The sequence below is a fragment of the Variovorax sp. DAIF25 genome (assembly GCF_050711835.1).
Taxonomy (GTDB): Bacteria; Pseudomonadota; Gammaproteobacteria; order Burkholderiales; family Burkholderiaceae_C; genus Variovorax.
The window spans coordinates 5,900,165-5,913,419 of the sequence record NZ_CP136636.1; the positions used below are offsets into that span (position 1 = coordinate 5,900,165).

A 13,255-nucleotide genomic window follows, 5' to 3' on the forward strand; every position below is an offset into this window, starting at 1 on the left:
AAAAAAAGCAGCCGGGGTCGCGCGACACCGGCTGCTTTTTTTCGGGGCTCACTCGATCGGCTGGTCGGACGGCGGCGTGCGCATGCCGATCGACATGCGGTTCCAGGCATTGATCGCGGCGATGGTCCAGCTGAGCTCGACGATCTCCTGGTCGCTGAAGTGCGGTCGCAGCTGCTCGAAGGCCGCGTCCTGGTCGCCATGCACGTCGGCCACGCGCGTGAGCACCTCGGCCCAGTTCAGCGCCGCGCGCTCGCGCTCGTCGTAGAGGCCGGTCTCGCGCCAGGTCGACAGGCTGTTGATGCGCTGCCAGCGCTCGCCATGGCGGCGCAGGTCGCGCGCGTGCATGTCGAGGCAGAAGGCGCAGCCGTTGATCTGCGAGACGCGCGTCTGCACCAGCTCCATCAGCGTGGTGCCCACGCCGGACCTGGCGATCGAGCCGCTGACGCCAGCCATCGCCTGGTAGGACTTCGGTGCGATCTCGGTCCAGGGCAATCGGGGTTGCGTGTTCATGGTGTGTTCTTTCCTTGGGTGGAGGGTGGAGGGTGGCTGGCGCCCGCGTGCCGCAGGCAGCGGAGCGCCGAAGCCACCATAGGCGGCACCGTCGGCGCGCACAGCGGCCATCGGGGCAGCGGGGCGCTGCCTCTTTCGTGGGGTGGGGGGCACCTTGCCGAGCGAGAATCCGCGCGAAGCCCCGCCTCGCGCGCCCACCGATGGAGTCACCCATGCTGCGTCTCTACGACAGTCGCCTGTCCGGCAACTCGTGGAAAGTCCGGATCCTGCTGAGCCAGCTCGGACGCCCCTACGAGCGCATCACGCTGGACCTCGCCAAGGGCGAGACGCGCACCGAGGCCTTCGGCGCGATCGGCCGCTTCCAGCGCGTGCCCGTGCTGGTGCTCGAGGACGGCCGCCCGATCGCGGAGTCGGGCGCGATCCTGCTGCACCTGGCCGAGGGCACGCCGCTGCTGCCGGCCGATCCCTACCTGCGCGCGCAGCTCATGGGCTGGCTCTTCTTCGAGCAGGCCGACCTGCAGAAGCCGCTCGCGATCGCGCGCGTGCTGCACCTGCACGGCCAGGCGCAGGCGCGCCGCGAAGACATCGCGCGCCTGCAGGCCGAGGGCTATCCGGCGCTCGAGAAGCTCGAGCGCTGGCTGGCGCGGCACGGCTGGCTGGTGGACGATCGCTACACGCTCGCCGACCTCGCCGTCTCGGCCTATGTCTCGGTCGCCCACCAGGGCGGCTACGAGATGGCACGCTTCGGCGCCATCCGCGACTGGCTCGCGCGCGTGCATGGCCAGCCCGGCTGGGTGAAGCTGTTGCCCGACGAGGCCGCGACGCCCGGCGCCTGACGCGGCCCGCGCGGGGGCCGCGGTCCGCCCCCGATCGTTCGGATTTCCGGGACCGTGCGTGCAAGCTTTGGCGCCTTCTCACCCATCGCCAAGCTCCCTACGATCCCGCTGCATGCAGGCATCGCGTTCCATCGAATGCGATGCCGCCGATGCAGCCCGACACGAGGACCGCGATGACCAATCCTGATTCCCTGATGGCAATGACCGTGGCCGCCCGCGCCACGGTCCTCGACCCCGAACGCATCGCGCTCGTGGGCGGCGGCGCGAATCCGCGCTTCGAGCTGTTCCATGCGGCCAGCTCGCTGTGTTCGCAGAAGGTACGCGCGGTGCTGCACGAGAAGGCGCTGCCCTACCGCTCGAACGACATGCGGATCCTCGGCACCCTGGGCGAGCACGGCCTGGTGCCGGCCGAGCACTACGCGCCGGCCTATGTCCGCCTGCGGCTGGTGGCCGCGCGCGAACTGGGCATCGGCTACGTGAGCGGCTACAGCGGCCGCACCTCGGTCCGCACCGAGGGCTTCGATCCCTGCGTGGTGCCGCTGCTGGTGGACCACGAGGCCGGGCGCGTGATCGCCGACTCGCGGCGCATCTGCGTCTACCTCGATGCGGTGTCGCGCGGCCCGGTGCAGCTCGTGCCCGACGAGCCCGAGCGACGCGCCGAGGCGATGCGCCAGGTCGACATCGTCGACCGCCTTCCCAACGGCGCGCTGCTCTACGGCTTCCATCCCGATGCCGACCTGCGGCCCGAGCCGCTCAAGGCCGCGATGCGGACCGTCTACGACCACAAGATCATGGCGCTCGAGGCGCTGATCGCGGCCCACCCCGCCGAGCCCGAACTGGTCGCGGCCTGGCGCTCCAAGATCGCGAAGGAGAGCGGCGGCCGCCGCCTGTGCCGCGATCCCGGCTTCCAGCGCGCCGCGCGCGATCGCACCGCCCAGTTGCTCGCGGCGCTCGAGGACGACCTCGCCGCCGGCACCTTCGGCTGCACCCGGGGCCATGCCTTCTCGCTGGCCGACCTGCTGTGGGGCGTGAACCTCGTGCGCCTGTCCTACCTCGGCCTGGCCTCGATGTGGCAGGCACTGCCCGAGGTGAGGGCCTACGCCGAGGCGCTCTCGCGGCGTCCGTCGCTGTGCCGCGAGGCGATCGAGGCCTCGGCGGCCTCGATGCCGCACTCGCGCTTCCTGGACGCCCTCGCGGGTTGTCGCGCCGAGGCCCTGGCCTGACGCCCACGACGGCGCGGCACGCGCGCCGTCCCGACCTTCTTCCACCTTGACCGCCCGTCGCCCGTCGACGGCGCGCGAACGCACACGCCCATCGAACCGAGGAGACCGACCTTGAATGCCGAACCCGAGTCCAGGAGCCCGCGATGAATGCACGCGACTACACGGGCGCCGTGCCGCGCGCGCCGGGACTGCGCCGGGCGCTCGAGGCGCTCGCGGCGGGCCGCACCACAGTGTCGGTGCTGGTCGAGCAGGCACTCGATGCGGCGGAGTCGGCGCAGCGCAGGTTCAACGCCTTCGCCACCATCGACGGCGAAGGCGCGCTGAAGGCGGCGCGCGAGAGCGAACGCCGCTACGCCGAGGGCCGGCCGCGCGCGCTCGAGGGCCTGGCGATCGGCATCAAGGACCTGATCGATACCCGCGGCATCGAGACCCGCTACGGCTCGGCCGCCTTCCTGGGCCATGTGCCGGATGCCGACGCCGAGATCGTGGCCGCGCTGGTCGCGCTGGGCGCGATACCGATCGGCAAGACCAGCACGCACGAATTCGCCTGGGGCGTGACCACCGCGAGCCGCAGCTTCGGCGCTGCGCTGAATCCGCTCGACCCCGGCCGCATCCCGGGCGGCTCCAGCGGCGGCGCGGCCGCGGCCATCGCCCATGGCGCGGTGGCCGCGGGCCTGGGCACCGACACCGGCGGCTCGGTGCGGATCCCGGCCGCGCTGTGCGGCGTGGTCGGCTTCAAGCCGAGCTTCGGCGCGCTGTCGACGCGCGGCATCTTCCCGCTCGCGCCCACGCTCGACCATGCGGGCCTGCTGGGCGAGACGGTCGACGACGTGGCCCTGCTCGCGCAGGCGCTGCGGCTCGGCACGCCGCCCGGCGAGGCGCGCGCGGCCGTGCGCCTCGGCGTGGTCCGCGAGATCGCGCCGGTGGCGCCGAGCGCTGCGGTCGCGTCGATCTTCGACGCCGCCGTGGCCCGGCTGGCCGACGGCTTCGACTGCGAGGCGGTCGCCGCGCCGCGGCTGTTCGACGCGACCTTCGAGGCCTTCGCGCAGATCGTGCTCGCCGAGGGCGGCATCGAGCACTTCCGGCGCAGCAGCGCCGAACGCATCGCCAGCCACTACGGCCGCGAGACCATCGAGCGGCTCGAGCGCGCCAAGGCCCTGACCCTGGGCGACTACGCGCACGCGCAGCAGGTCCGGCGCGAATTCACGGCCCGGCTGCGGCAGGCGATGGCGCGCTTCGACGTCCTCGTGCTGCCCACCTGCCCGTGCACCGCGCCGCGCGTGGGCGAGGACGAGGTCGCGATCGGCCCCTGGCGCGGCAGCGTGCGCGAGGCGCTGATGCGCTACACGGCGCCCTTCAACCTGGCGGGCTTTCCCGCGCTCTCGATCCCGCTGGCCGCACCCGACGGCGGCCTGCCCGCGGCCCTGCAGATCGTGGCCCGGCCCGGCCACGACGGCGCGCTGCTGCGGATCGCCCGACGCATCGAGGCGCTGCTGCGCACCGAGCGGCCTTGCACCCCCGCCCCACGAATCGACCACGACACCAGGAGCACGCCATGAACGACACCCTTTCGCCCGCCGGCACCGCCACGGGCCAGACGCCCTACAGCGCCTGGATGCAGACCGACCTGCTGCATTCGCTGCAGCGCCCGGTCAGCGACCATCCCGGCGAGCCCGCGTGGATCGTCCACGTGCAGGTGTCCGAGCTCTACTGGGCGCTGATCGTCAAGGAGATCCAGACCGCGCAGGCCTGCCTGCGCGCCGACGACCTGGCGCAGGCCCAGCGCGCGCTGCAGCGCGTGGTGGCGCACCACGACCCGCTCGACGCCATCTGGCGCTCGATCGCCTGGATGACGCCGAACGACCTGCTGGCGATCCTCTCGCGCGTGGGCCTCGTGCACGGCAAGGACACGGCGCTGCAGGGCTGGGCCTACCGCCACATGGTCTACCTGTTCGGCATCAAGCAGGCCGAGCACCTGCAGCACTTCGCGCCGCAGCCGCAGCGCCTCGCGCAGCTGCAGCGCGCCTTGGCCGAGCCCAGCCTCTACGACGACGTGCTGGCCTTCCTGCGGCGCCAGGGACTGGCGGTGCCGCCGGCATTGCTCGAACGCGACCCGGCCGCGCCCTACCTGCCGAGCCCGGAGGTCGAGCAGGTCTGGCGCGTCATCTACGCGGACGCCGGATCGAAGCCCGAGCTGCAACGGCTCGGCGAGACGCTGGCCGACATCGGCGAAGGCTTCGTGCACTGGAAGTTCCGCCACCTGATGGCCACGCGGCGAACCTTCGGCGCGCGCCCCGCCTACTTCGGCACCGAGGGCCTGGCCTGGCTCGCGCCGACGATGGACGAGATCCCGTTCCCCGAGCTCTGGTCGGCGCGCAGCTTCATCGGCGACCCGCCGCCGGTCTGCCCGCACGCCGCGCGGCAGGGCCGCTGAACGCGCGCCCGCGATCTCCCCGCCCGCCTTCCCCGATCCCTCCTCCTCCAGAAAGATGGCCATGTCAGCGAATCCCTCGATCGAATTCCCTCCTTCGAATGCCGCCGCCTTCATCGACGACCTGATCCGCGAGCGGCGCAGCAAGCGCGGCTTCCTCGGCCGGCCGGTGCCGCTCGAGATGGTGCGGGACATCCTCTCGGTGGCGAAGTACGCGCCGAGCTCGAGCAACACGCAGCCCTGGCGCTGCTACGTGCTCACGGGCGCGGCGCGCGAGCGCGTCACGCGGGCCGCGGTGGCCGAGTACCGCGCCCACCACGACACGCTGGCGCCCGAGTACCCCTTCTTCCCGCAGCCGCTGCACGAGCCCTACGCGGAGCGCTTCACCAGCTTTCGCGGCCAGCTCGGCGATGCGCAGGGCGTGCACCGCAGCGACAAGGTCGGGCGCCGGCGCGACGTGGAGCGCCAGTTCCTGTTCTTCGATGCGCCCGTGGGCTTCATCTTCACCATGGACCGCCGGCTCGAATGGGCCAGCTTCCTCTGCTATGGCTGCTTCCTGCAGAACCTGATGCTGGCGGCCAAGGCGCGCGGCCTCGACACCTGCCCGCAGCAGATCTGGTCGCTGCAGCACCACGTGCTGCGCGCCGAGCTCGGCATTCCCCCGGACGAGATGGTGATCGCCGGCATGTCGATGGGCTGGGCCGACAACGGCCTGCCCGAGAACGCCATGGCGCTGCCCAAGCTCGCGCTCGAGCACTTCGCCTCCTTCATCCACCAGTGAGCAACGCTCCCATCCGCGATCCCTCGCACCCACCCAAGGAACCCCCATGTCCCTCATCAAAGGCTTCCATCACCTGACCGCCTGCGTCAGCGGCGCCCAGGAAGACGTCGACTTCTACGTCAAGCTGCTCGGCCAGAGCCTGGTCAAGAAGACCGTGCTGCTCGACGGCGACGAACCGGTCTACCACCTCTACTACGGCAATGCGCAGGGCGACGCCGGCACGCTCGTGACCTCGTTCCCGTTCCGCCAGAAGGGCGTGAAGGGCCGCCGCGGCTCGGGCCAGATCCGCGTCATCAACTACTCGGTGCCGCGCGGCGCGCTGGACTTCTGGCGCCGCCGCTTCGCCGAGCGCGGCGTGAGCTTCGACGCGGCCATCGTCGAGCGCTTCGGCGAGCAGCGCCAGCGCTTCCAGCATCCGTGTGGCATCGAGTTCGACCTGGTGGCCAGCGACCGCGACGCGCGCGTGCCCTGCAGCGCACCGGACATTCCCGCCGAGTACGCGATCCGCGGCGTGCACAGCATCACGCTGTCGCTGCGCGAGGTCGCCGAGTCCGTGATCTTCATGCAGGAGGCGCTGGACTTCCGCTACGCGGGCGAGTCGGGCCCGCACCACCGCTTCGAGACCGCCGACGGCGCGCCCGGCACCATCGTCGAGTTCCTGCACGAGCCCGACCGGCTGCAGGGCTCGTCGATCTACGGCGAGGGCACGATCCACCACGTGGCCTTCGCGGTCGACGGCGTCGAGCAGCAGATGCGGATCAAGGAGAAGCTGATGTCGATGGGCCACATCGACACCTCCGAGTCGGTGAACCGCAACTACTTCCGCTCGATGTATTTCAAGATGCCCGGCGGCGTGATGTTCGAGGCCGCCACCACCGACATCGGGTTCGCGATCGACGAGGCGCCCGGCCACTTCGGCGAGGAGTTCCAGCTGCCGCCCTGGCTGCGCGAGCGCAAGGACGAGCTGCTGGGCCGCCTCGAGCCGATCGCCGTCTGACGACGCTCCTCCCCTTCCCTTTCCGTCACGCAGGTTCTTCCATGTCCCCATCCAAGGTTCTGATCGTCTTCTATTCCCGCAACAGCTCGACCGAGCGGCTCGCCCAGGCCATCGCGCAGGGCGCCGCCGCCGAGGGCGCCGAGGTCCGGCTGCGCCGCGTGCGCGAGTTCGTCGGCCCCGAGGTGATGCGCCAGGTGCCCGACTGGGCCGAGCGCGCGCGCGAGATGAACGCGCGCTACGAGGCCCCGACCGAGGCCGATGCCGAGTGGGCCGACGCGATCGTCTTCGGCACGCCCACACGCTTCGGTTCCATCGCGGCCGAGCTCAAGGCCTACATCGATTCGCTCGGCGGCCTCTGGTTCCAGGGCCGGCTCAACGGCAAGGTCGGCTCGGTGTTCGGCGCCACCTCCTCGCTGCACGGCGGCAACGAATCGACGCTGCTGTCGATGTACGCGCCGATGGCCCACCTGGGCCTGGTCATCGTGCCGCTGGGCTATGCCGATGCCTCGATGTTCGAGGCCGGCACGCCCTATGGCGCGACCCATGTCTCGAAGCGCGATTCGGTCATGCCCGGCGCCCCCGAACTGGCCGTGGCCACCTACCAGGGCCGGCGCGTCGCGCGCACCGCGCGCGCGCTGCGCCAGTCCGAGGCGGTCGCCGAGCTTGCCTGAGGCACGCCGCCCGGCTTGCGCGGGGCCCGGCAGTCGCTATGCTTGCGCGACCTTGCCCGCCCCGCGCCCTTCCACCGAACGACAGACCTTCCGATGCTCGACCTGAAGGATGTCTTCTACTTCGTGCAGGTCGTCGACCGCGGCGGCTTCACGGCCGCCGGCGGCGCGCTGCGGCTGCCCAAATCGACGCTGAGCCACCGCGTGCAGGAGCTCGAGAGCTACCTCGGCGTGCGGCTGCTCAACCGCACCTCGCGCCAGTTCGGCATGACCGACGTGGGCAAGGAGTTCTACGAGTACGCGGTCGCGATGCTGCACAGCTCCACCGTGGCCGAGGAAGCGGTGCGCCAGCGCGCCACCGAGCCCAGCGGCGTGATCCGCTTGACCACAGCGGTGGAGATCGCGCAGTTCGCGCTGCGCGAGCTGCTGCCGGTGTTCCTCAACCAGCACCCGAAGGTGCGCGTGATCGAGATCGCGACCGACCGCTACGTCGACATCGTGGGCGAGGGCTTCGACCTCGCGCTGCGCGGCCACACGGCCGAGCTGCAGAGCTCCTCGCTGGTGCAGCGCGCCATCGCCAACGTGCCCTGGTACCTGTTCGCGAGCCCGAGCTACCTGAAGCAGCGCGGCATGCCCGAGAGCCCGGCCGACCTCGCGCGCCACGAGAGCATCGCGATGGTGCGCAACGGCCCGCAGCAGTGGCAGCTGCGCGGCCCGCAGGGGCAGGAGGTCGTGGTGCCGATCGACCCGCGTTTCCAGAGCAACAACATGGTCGCGCTCAAGGAGGCCGCCTGCTCGAACCTCGGCATCGCCGCGCTGCCGGGCTACATCTGCCGCACCGAGTTGCGCGCGGGCAGCCTGCAGCAGTTGCTGCCCGACTGGTCGGCGGCCGATGCGCGCATCTCGGCGCTGATTCCCTTTCGCACCGGGCTGCTGCCCGCCGTGCGCGCGCTGGTCGACTTCCTCGCGGTCGAGATCCCGGTGATCACGGCCTTCGACCACCCGCGGCGCTTCGACTGACGAACAGCGGTCCATCGTCCACGGCCATGGACGATGCGTCCCGCAAAGAGCGGCTTGTGGGCCACTCGCGGCGGTTCTATCTTGGGGACCTTCCAACACCCGAGCCGACCGAGATGAACCACCTGAACTGCCTGCCGCAAGAAGCCGTCTTCTGGGGCCCGCACATCCTGCAGAGCACCGTCGCGCGCCTGGCCGAGCACGGCATCCAGCGGCCGATCACCTTCACGGTGGCACCGCTCGCGCAGCTGCACCGCGATTGCGTGCAGCCCAACCTGCAGCACGACGCGGGCACGTTCACGAACCTGCCCGCGCACGTGCCCGACGTGGCGGTGCAGGAAGGGCTCGAGGCCTGCCTGAGCGCGCAGGCCGGATCGATCGTCGCGCTGGGCGGCGGCTCGGTGCTCGACGCGGCCAAGGCGGTGTCGCACCTGCATCACGAGAAGACCGGGCGCTACCTGCCGATCGCGGCGCTGCCGACCACGCTGTCGGGCTCCGAGTTCTCGCACTACTTCGGCATCACCGAGACCGACGGCCCCGAGAAGTTCAAGCGCAGCTACGCGGTGCGCGAGACCGTGCCGCGCGTGGTGGTGATCGACCCGGTGCTGGTGAGCGGCACGCCGCGCGCGCTGCTGCTGTCCTCGGCCATCAAGGGCATGGACCACGCGGTCGAGGGCATGCGCAAGGTCGGCAGGGAACATCCGCACGCGGTGATGGCGGCCAGCGGCCTCGCGCGCTTCCTGCGCGTGCTCGAGAAGTGGCCGCCGGCGCTGGAGACCCGCGCGGCGCTCGCGCAGGGCCTGGTCGATGCCGACGACCTGCTGCAGCTGCAGCTCGCCGCCTGGCAGTGCTACTTCTCGCCGGCCTCGGTGATCTACGGTCTGAGCCACCGCATCGGCCACATCCTCGGCGGCACCTTCGGGCTGCCGCATAGCGCGACCTCGTGCATCACGCTCGCGCCGGTGATCCGCGCCTGCGCCGACTTCTATGGCGACAAGCTCGAGGTCTTCGGCACGGGCGGCGGCGCCGCGGCCGGCGCGCTGGCCGACCGCATCGCGGCCACGGTGCGCTCGCTCGGCCTGCCCGAGCGCATCGGCCACTTCGACCTCGACCGGGCCCGGCTGCCCGAGGTGGCGCGGCTGCTCAAGAAGAACTATCCGCACGAGGTGGCCGACCTCGGCAACAACGCGAGCGTGAAGCTCGACGCGCTGCTCGACAGCCTGTGGTGAGAACGGGCGCCGGCGCGATGGAGAGGAGCGCCGGTCTCTCTTCCGGCGCATGCGCGCGGCCGGCCCGCTGCCTACGCTCGATGCATCCAGACGAACGATGGCGCGCGCGGCCTTGGCGATGCGCGCGCCGGCCCTTGAAGATGATCGACACCCTCTCCCCGCCGAAGCGCGCCGCGCGCGTCCGGCCCCTCGCGCACTGCGCGCTGCTTGCCACCCTCGCCGGCCTGCTGCCGGCGCACGGCGCGAAAGCCGGCGATGCCTTCGAGCCCTCTTCCGTCTTCGTGCAGGCCGGCTCGGCCGGCGAGACCACCGCGCTCGGCGCCGGCCTGAGCTGGGACCTGCCCTACCGCTGGACGCTGGGCCCGGGCGAGATCGGCAGCTACCTCGAGCTCTCGTACGCCCGCTGGCAGATCCGCGCCGGCGATCGCGCCGACCTCGCGCGGCTGTCGCAGTTCGCGCTGGTGCCGGTGCTGCGCTACCGCGGCGATGGCGGCGCATCGCCCTGGTTCGTGGAAGCGGGCCTGGGCCTCACGGCCACCTCGTCGCTGTACCGGACCGCCGACAGGCGCTTCTCGACGCGCTTCAATTTCGGCACCCACCTCGGCGTCGGCCGCAGCTTCGGCGAACGGCGCCAGCACGAGCTCTCGCTGCGCCTCGAGCATTTCTCGAACGCGGGCATCCGGCATCCGAACCCGGGCGAGAACTTCGTTCAGCTGCGCTACGCGTACCGCTTCTGAACGGCGACTTCGCCCCGCCATGAGAGAGAGGCGCGCCTGCGCCGGGCGGCCCGTCGCAGGCGGCCGATGGCGCGGCACAGTGGTCGCTCGACCCGGGCGAACCGCCCGCAACCCGCCCCGCGTGCCGGGGCTCCTCGAAGGAAAAGACCATGACCATCCGCCAGAACATCGCCAGGACCGCCCGACCGCTGCTGCTCGCCTGCGGCATCGCACTGGCGCAGCACGCCGCCGCGGCGCCCGATGCCGTGGTGCGCTCGCTGCTCACGCAGGACCTGCCCGACCTCCCCGGCAAGGAGGTGCTGATGATCACCGTCGACTACCCGCCCGGCGCGGTCGACCCGGTGCACCGCCACGACGCGCACTCCTTCGTCTACGTGCTCGAGGGCTCGATCGTGATGGGCGTGAAGGGCGGCAAGGAGGTCACGCTGACGCCGGGCCAGACCTTCTACGAAGGCCCCAACGACATCCACACCGTGGGGCGCAACGCGAGCAGCACCAAGCCCGCCAGGTTCGTCGTCACGCTGATCAAGAAGAAGGGTGCCGACTTCTTCATTCCGGTGAAGTGAGGCGTCGCCGCTGCGCGAGATAGCGCGCGGGCGGCACGCCCATCGCCTTCCTGAACATCGCGATGAAGGCACTGACCGAGTCGTAGCCGAGGTCGCCCGCCACCTGCTGCACCGTGGCGCCCGCGGACAGCCACTGCAGCGCGACGATCAGGTGCAGCCGCTGGCGCCAGCGGCCGAAGGACATGCCGGTCTCCGCCTGCACCAGCCGCGCGAGCGTGCGCTCACTGGTCGCGAGGCGCGAGGCCCATTGCGCGACCGTCGTGCGGTCCGAGGGATCGTTCATCAGCGCCTCGACCAGGCGGCGCAGCCGCGGCTCGCCAGACACCGGCAGGTGCATCGTCTCGGCGGGCATGCGCACGAGCTGGTCGAGCACCACGGCGCACAGGCGCCCGGTCTCGGGCGCGTCGCCCTGCCCGCCACGCGGCAGCGCGGCCAGGTGCAGCACCAGTTCGCGCAGCAGCGGCGCGACGCCCATCGCGGCGCAGCCCGCGGGCATGGCCGCGGCACCCGGCGCCACGAACAGGAAGCAGACGTCGGCGTCGGCCGTGACCCGGTTCGCATGCGGCATGCCGCCCGGGATCCAGAGGCCGCCATGGATCGGCGCCATCCACAAGGCACCGGGCACTTCGCAGCTCATCGCGCCGCGCAGCACCAGCACGAGCTGGCCCTGCGGATGATGGTGCGTCGCGAGTTCCTCGGCCTGCGCGCCGGTGCGGATGCGCACCGCGGCGAGCGGCGTCGCCATGCGTTCGAACTCGAAGCTCCAGGGGTTCGGACGCGGCGCGCTCATGCGATTCATTTTGACCGGATTTGCCGATCGTCTGTCCGTCCACGGGCATGGCGTTCGCGCTCGCGCCCCTAGATTCGAAGCACGTACCGCCACGCCTTCGACACCATGCCTTCGACCACCGCCGCCGCGCATCACGCGCACCGTTCCACGCGACACCCCGCCCTCCTCGTCGCCGGCATCCTGCTGATCGCCGCCAGCCTGCGCGCGCCGATCACCGCGCTCGGGCCGCTGCTCGAACCCGTGCGCCAGAGCTTCGCGCTCAATGCCTCGCAGGCCGGCCTGCTGACCACGCTGCCGCTGCTGGCCTTCGCGCTGGTGTCGCCGGCGGCCGCATCGGTCGCGCACCGGCACGGGCTCGAGCGCACGCTGTTCGTGTCGCTGCTGCTGCTGGTCGCGGGCATCGCCTTGCGCTCGGCCGGCAGCGCCTGGGCCCTCTACGCGGGCACCTGCGTGATCGGCGGCGCGATCGCGATCGCCAACGTGCTGCTGCCGAGCCTGCTGAAGCGCGACTTCCCGCGCCAGGTGGCGAAGCTCACGGCCGGCTACGCGCTCTCGATGATCGCCGCCGCGGGCCTGGTCTCGGCCGTGGCCGTGCCGATCGATCGCGCGCTCGGCGCCGGCTGGCCGGCCTCGCTGGCCACCGTCGCGCTGCTGCCGCTGGCCGCGGCGCTGCTCTGGCTGCCGCAGCTGCGCTCGCGCACCGTCAGCACGCCCGGCCTCGCCGACGGACTGGCGCATGCCTCGGTCTGGAGGGCCCCGCTGGCCTGGCAGGTCGCGGCCTACCTGGGGCTGACCTGCTTCATCTACTTCGCCGCGATCGCCTGGCTGCCCGCGATCCTGCAGCAGGCCGGCGATTCGAGCGCGCGTGCCGGCGCGCTGCACGGCTGGATGCAACTGGCCGGCGCCGTGCCCGCGCTGCTGATGATGCCGCTGCTGCAGCGCCTGCCCGACCAGCGCCTGCTCGCCTTCGCCGCGCCCGCGCTCGGTGCCGTCGGCCTGGCCGGCCTGATCGCGCTGCCCGCGCTCGCGCCGGTGTGGGTCTTCGCCTTCGGCATGGGCATGGGCGCCGCGCTGATCCTGAGCCTGGCTTTCGTGGGCCTGCGCGCCGGCCACCAGCGCACCGCCGCCTCGCTGTCGGGCATGTCGCAGTGCATCGGCTACCTGTTCGCGGCCCTGGGACCGATCCTCGTCGGCGACCTGCACGAGCGGCTGGGCAGCTGGAACCTGCCGCTCGCGGCCTGCCTGTTGCTGTGCCTCGCGATGTGCGCGCTCGGACTGTCGGTGGGACGCGCCAGGCACATCGGCCCGTGACCGCCAGGCGGCGCGGCCGTGGAATGCCTCCCCCCGTTCCGACGCGATCAACCGCCGGCTTCCTACGGCCGGCCGGCGCGCGCGGAGGCATCGTGGCGCGAAGCGTCGGTTCCCGCGCCCATCGACCACGGACCGGGCCGAGGCGCGCGAACCTCCATC

14 protein-coding genes are annotated in these 13,255 nt (G+C 71.8%); 12 read left to right on the plus strand and 2 right to left on the minus strand.

What is annotated here, in order from left to right; all coding sequences use genetic code 11:
- Positions 1-48: 48 nt before the first annotated feature.
- Entirely contained in the window at positions 49-510 is a 462-nt protein-coding gene (locus R0232_RS27205) for a carboxymuconolactone decarboxylase family protein (protein WP_431510111.1), read from the minus strand.
- Between the two features lie 212 nt (positions 511-722).
- Between R0232_RS27205 and R0232_RS27210 the strand changes: the two genes are divergently transcribed.
- The 11 genes from R0232_RS27210 to R0232_RS27260 all read left to right on the plus strand — a co-directional run bounded on the left by R0232_RS27210 (position 723) and on the right by R0232_RS27260 (position 10,995).
- Positions 723-1,346 carry a glutathione S-transferase family protein gene (locus R0232_RS27210; protein WP_431510112.1) on the plus strand — a complete coding sequence of 208 codons (624 nt, stop codon included), beginning with the start codon at positions 723-725 and terminating at the stop codon, positions 1,344-1,346.
- Positions 1,347-1,519: 173 nt separating this feature from the next.
- Entirely contained in the window at positions 1,520-2,569 is a 1,050-nt protein-coding gene (locus tag R0232_RS27215; protein WP_431510113.1) for a glutathione S-transferase family protein, read from the plus strand.
- A gap of 143 nt (positions 2,570-2,712) precedes the next feature.
- Positions 2,713-4,128 carry an amidase gene (locus R0232_RS27220; RefSeq protein WP_431510114.1) on the plus strand — a complete coding sequence of 472 codons (1,416 nt, stop codon included), beginning with the start codon at positions 2,713-2,715 and terminating at the stop codon, positions 4,126-4,128.
- Positions 4,125-5,003, plus strand: coding sequence for a tryptophan 2,3-dioxygenase (locus R0232_RS27225; RefSeq protein WP_208511090.1), 879 nt, complete (start codon positions 4,125-4,127; stop codon positions 5,001-5,003). Before R0232_RS27220 ends, R0232_RS27225 begins: the two co-directional genes overlap by 4 nt.
- 61 nt (positions 5,004-5,064) lie before the next feature.
- On the plus strand, positions 5,065-5,781 hold the full coding sequence (locus R0232_RS27230) for a nitroreductase (RefSeq protein WP_208511091.1): 717 nt from the start codon (positions 5,065-5,067) through the stop codon (positions 5,779-5,781).
- Between the two features lie 46 nt (positions 5,782-5,827).
- Positions 5,828-6,778, plus strand: coding sequence for a ring-cleaving dioxygenase (locus R0232_RS27235; protein WP_208511092.1), 951 nt, complete (start codon positions 5,828-5,830; stop codon positions 6,776-6,778).
- A 41-nt stretch (positions 6,779-6,819) separates the two neighbouring features.
- Positions 6,820-7,449 carry an NAD(P)H:quinone oxidoreductase gene (gene wrbA, locus R0232_RS27240; RefSeq protein ID WP_208511093.1) on the plus strand — a complete coding sequence of 210 codons (630 nt, stop codon included), beginning with the start codon at positions 6,820-6,822 and terminating at the stop codon, positions 7,447-7,449.
- A 93-nt stretch (positions 7,450-7,542) separates the two neighbouring features.
- Positions 7,543-8,466 (plus strand): LysR substrate-binding domain-containing protein, encoded by a 924-nt coding sequence (locus tag R0232_RS27245; RefSeq protein WP_431510115.1) that lies wholly within the window; start codon positions 7,543-7,545, stop codon positions 8,464-8,466.
- A gap of 113 nt (positions 8,467-8,579) precedes the next feature.
- Positions 8,580-9,692: an iron-containing alcohol dehydrogenase gene (locus R0232_RS27250; protein WP_208511095.1), complete on the plus strand. Its 1,113-nt coding sequence runs from the start codon at positions 8,580-8,582 to the stop codon at positions 9,690-9,692.
- Between the two features lie 140 nt (positions 9,693-9,832).
- Complete coding sequence (locus R0232_RS27255) at positions 9,833-10,429, plus strand: acyloxyacyl hydrolase (RefSeq protein ID WP_431510116.1); 597 nt, start codon at positions 9,833-9,835, stop codon at positions 10,427-10,429.
- Positions 10,430-10,578: 149 nt separating this feature from the next.
- Positions 10,579-10,995, plus strand: coding sequence for a cupin domain-containing protein (locus tag R0232_RS27260; RefSeq protein WP_431510117.1), 417 nt, complete (start codon positions 10,579-10,581; stop codon positions 10,993-10,995).
- Here R0232_RS27260 and R0232_RS27265 read toward each other — a convergent pair.
- Complete coding sequence (locus R0232_RS27265) at positions 10,979-11,785, minus strand: AraC family transcriptional regulator (RefSeq protein ID WP_208511098.1); 807 nt, start codon at positions 11,783-11,785, stop codon at positions 10,979-10,981. The genes R0232_RS27260 and R0232_RS27265 overlap by 17 nt on opposite strands.
- 105 nt (positions 11,786-11,890) lie before the next feature.
- Here R0232_RS27265 and R0232_RS27270 point away from each other — a divergent pair, with 105 nt between their 5' ends.
- The gene (locus R0232_RS27270) at positions 11,891-13,096 is read left to right on the plus strand and encodes an MFS transporter (RefSeq protein WP_431510118.1); all 1,206 of its coding nucleotides are present in this window, start codon (positions 11,891-11,893) and stop codon (positions 13,094-13,096) included.
- Positions 13,097-13,255 lie beyond the last annotated feature (159 nt).

Bases quoted from the DNA above. Each gene is read 5' to 3' on its own strand.
- R0232_RS27205 (WP_431510111.1), bottom strand. From the start codon at position 510: ATGAACACGCAACCCCGATTGCCCTGGACCGAGATCGCACCGAAGTCC.
- R0232_RS27210 (WP_431510112.1), top strand. From the start codon at position 723: ATGCTGCGTCTCTACGACAGTCGCCTGTCCGGCAACTCGTGGAAAGTC.
- R0232_RS27215 (WP_431510113.1), top strand. From the start codon at position 1,520: ATGACCAATCCTGATTCCCTGATGGCAATGACCGTGGCCGCCCGCGCC.
- R0232_RS27220 (WP_431510114.1), top strand. From the start codon at position 2,713: ATGAATGCACGCGACTACACGGGCGCCGTGCCGCGCGCGCCGGGACTG.
- R0232_RS27225 (WP_208511090.1), top strand. From the start codon at position 4,125: ATGAACGACACCCTTTCGCCCGCCGGCACCGCCACGGGCCAGACGCCC.
- R0232_RS27230 (WP_208511091.1), top strand. From the start codon at position 5,065: ATGTCAGCGAATCCCTCGATCGAATTCCCTCCTTCGAATGCCGCCGCC.
- R0232_RS27235 (WP_208511092.1), top strand. From the start codon at position 5,828: ATGTCCCTCATCAAAGGCTTCCATCACCTGACCGCCTGCGTCAGCGGC.
- wrbA (WP_208511093.1), top strand. From the start codon at position 6,820: ATGTCCCCATCCAAGGTTCTGATCGTCTTCTATTCCCGCAACAGCTCG.
- R0232_RS27245 (WP_431510115.1), top strand. From the start codon at position 7,543: ATGCTCGACCTGAAGGATGTCTTCTACTTCGTGCAGGTCGTCGACCGC.
- R0232_RS27250 (WP_208511095.1), top strand. From the start codon at position 8,580: ATGAACCACCTGAACTGCCTGCCGCAAGAAGCCGTCTTCTGGGGCCCG.
- R0232_RS27255 (WP_431510116.1), top strand. From the start codon at position 9,833: ATGATCGACACCCTCTCCCCGCCGAAGCGCGCCGCGCGCGTCCGGCCC.
- R0232_RS27260 (WP_431510117.1), top strand. From the start codon at position 10,579: ATGACCATCCGCCAGAACATCGCCAGGACCGCCCGACCGCTGCTGCTC.
- R0232_RS27265 (WP_208511098.1), bottom strand. From the start codon at position 11,785: ATGAGCGCGCCGCGTCCGAACCCCTGGAGCTTCGAGTTCGAACGCATG.
- R0232_RS27270 (WP_431510118.1), top strand. From the start codon at position 11,891: ATGCCTTCGACCACCGCCGCCGCGCATCACGCGCACCGTTCCACGCGA.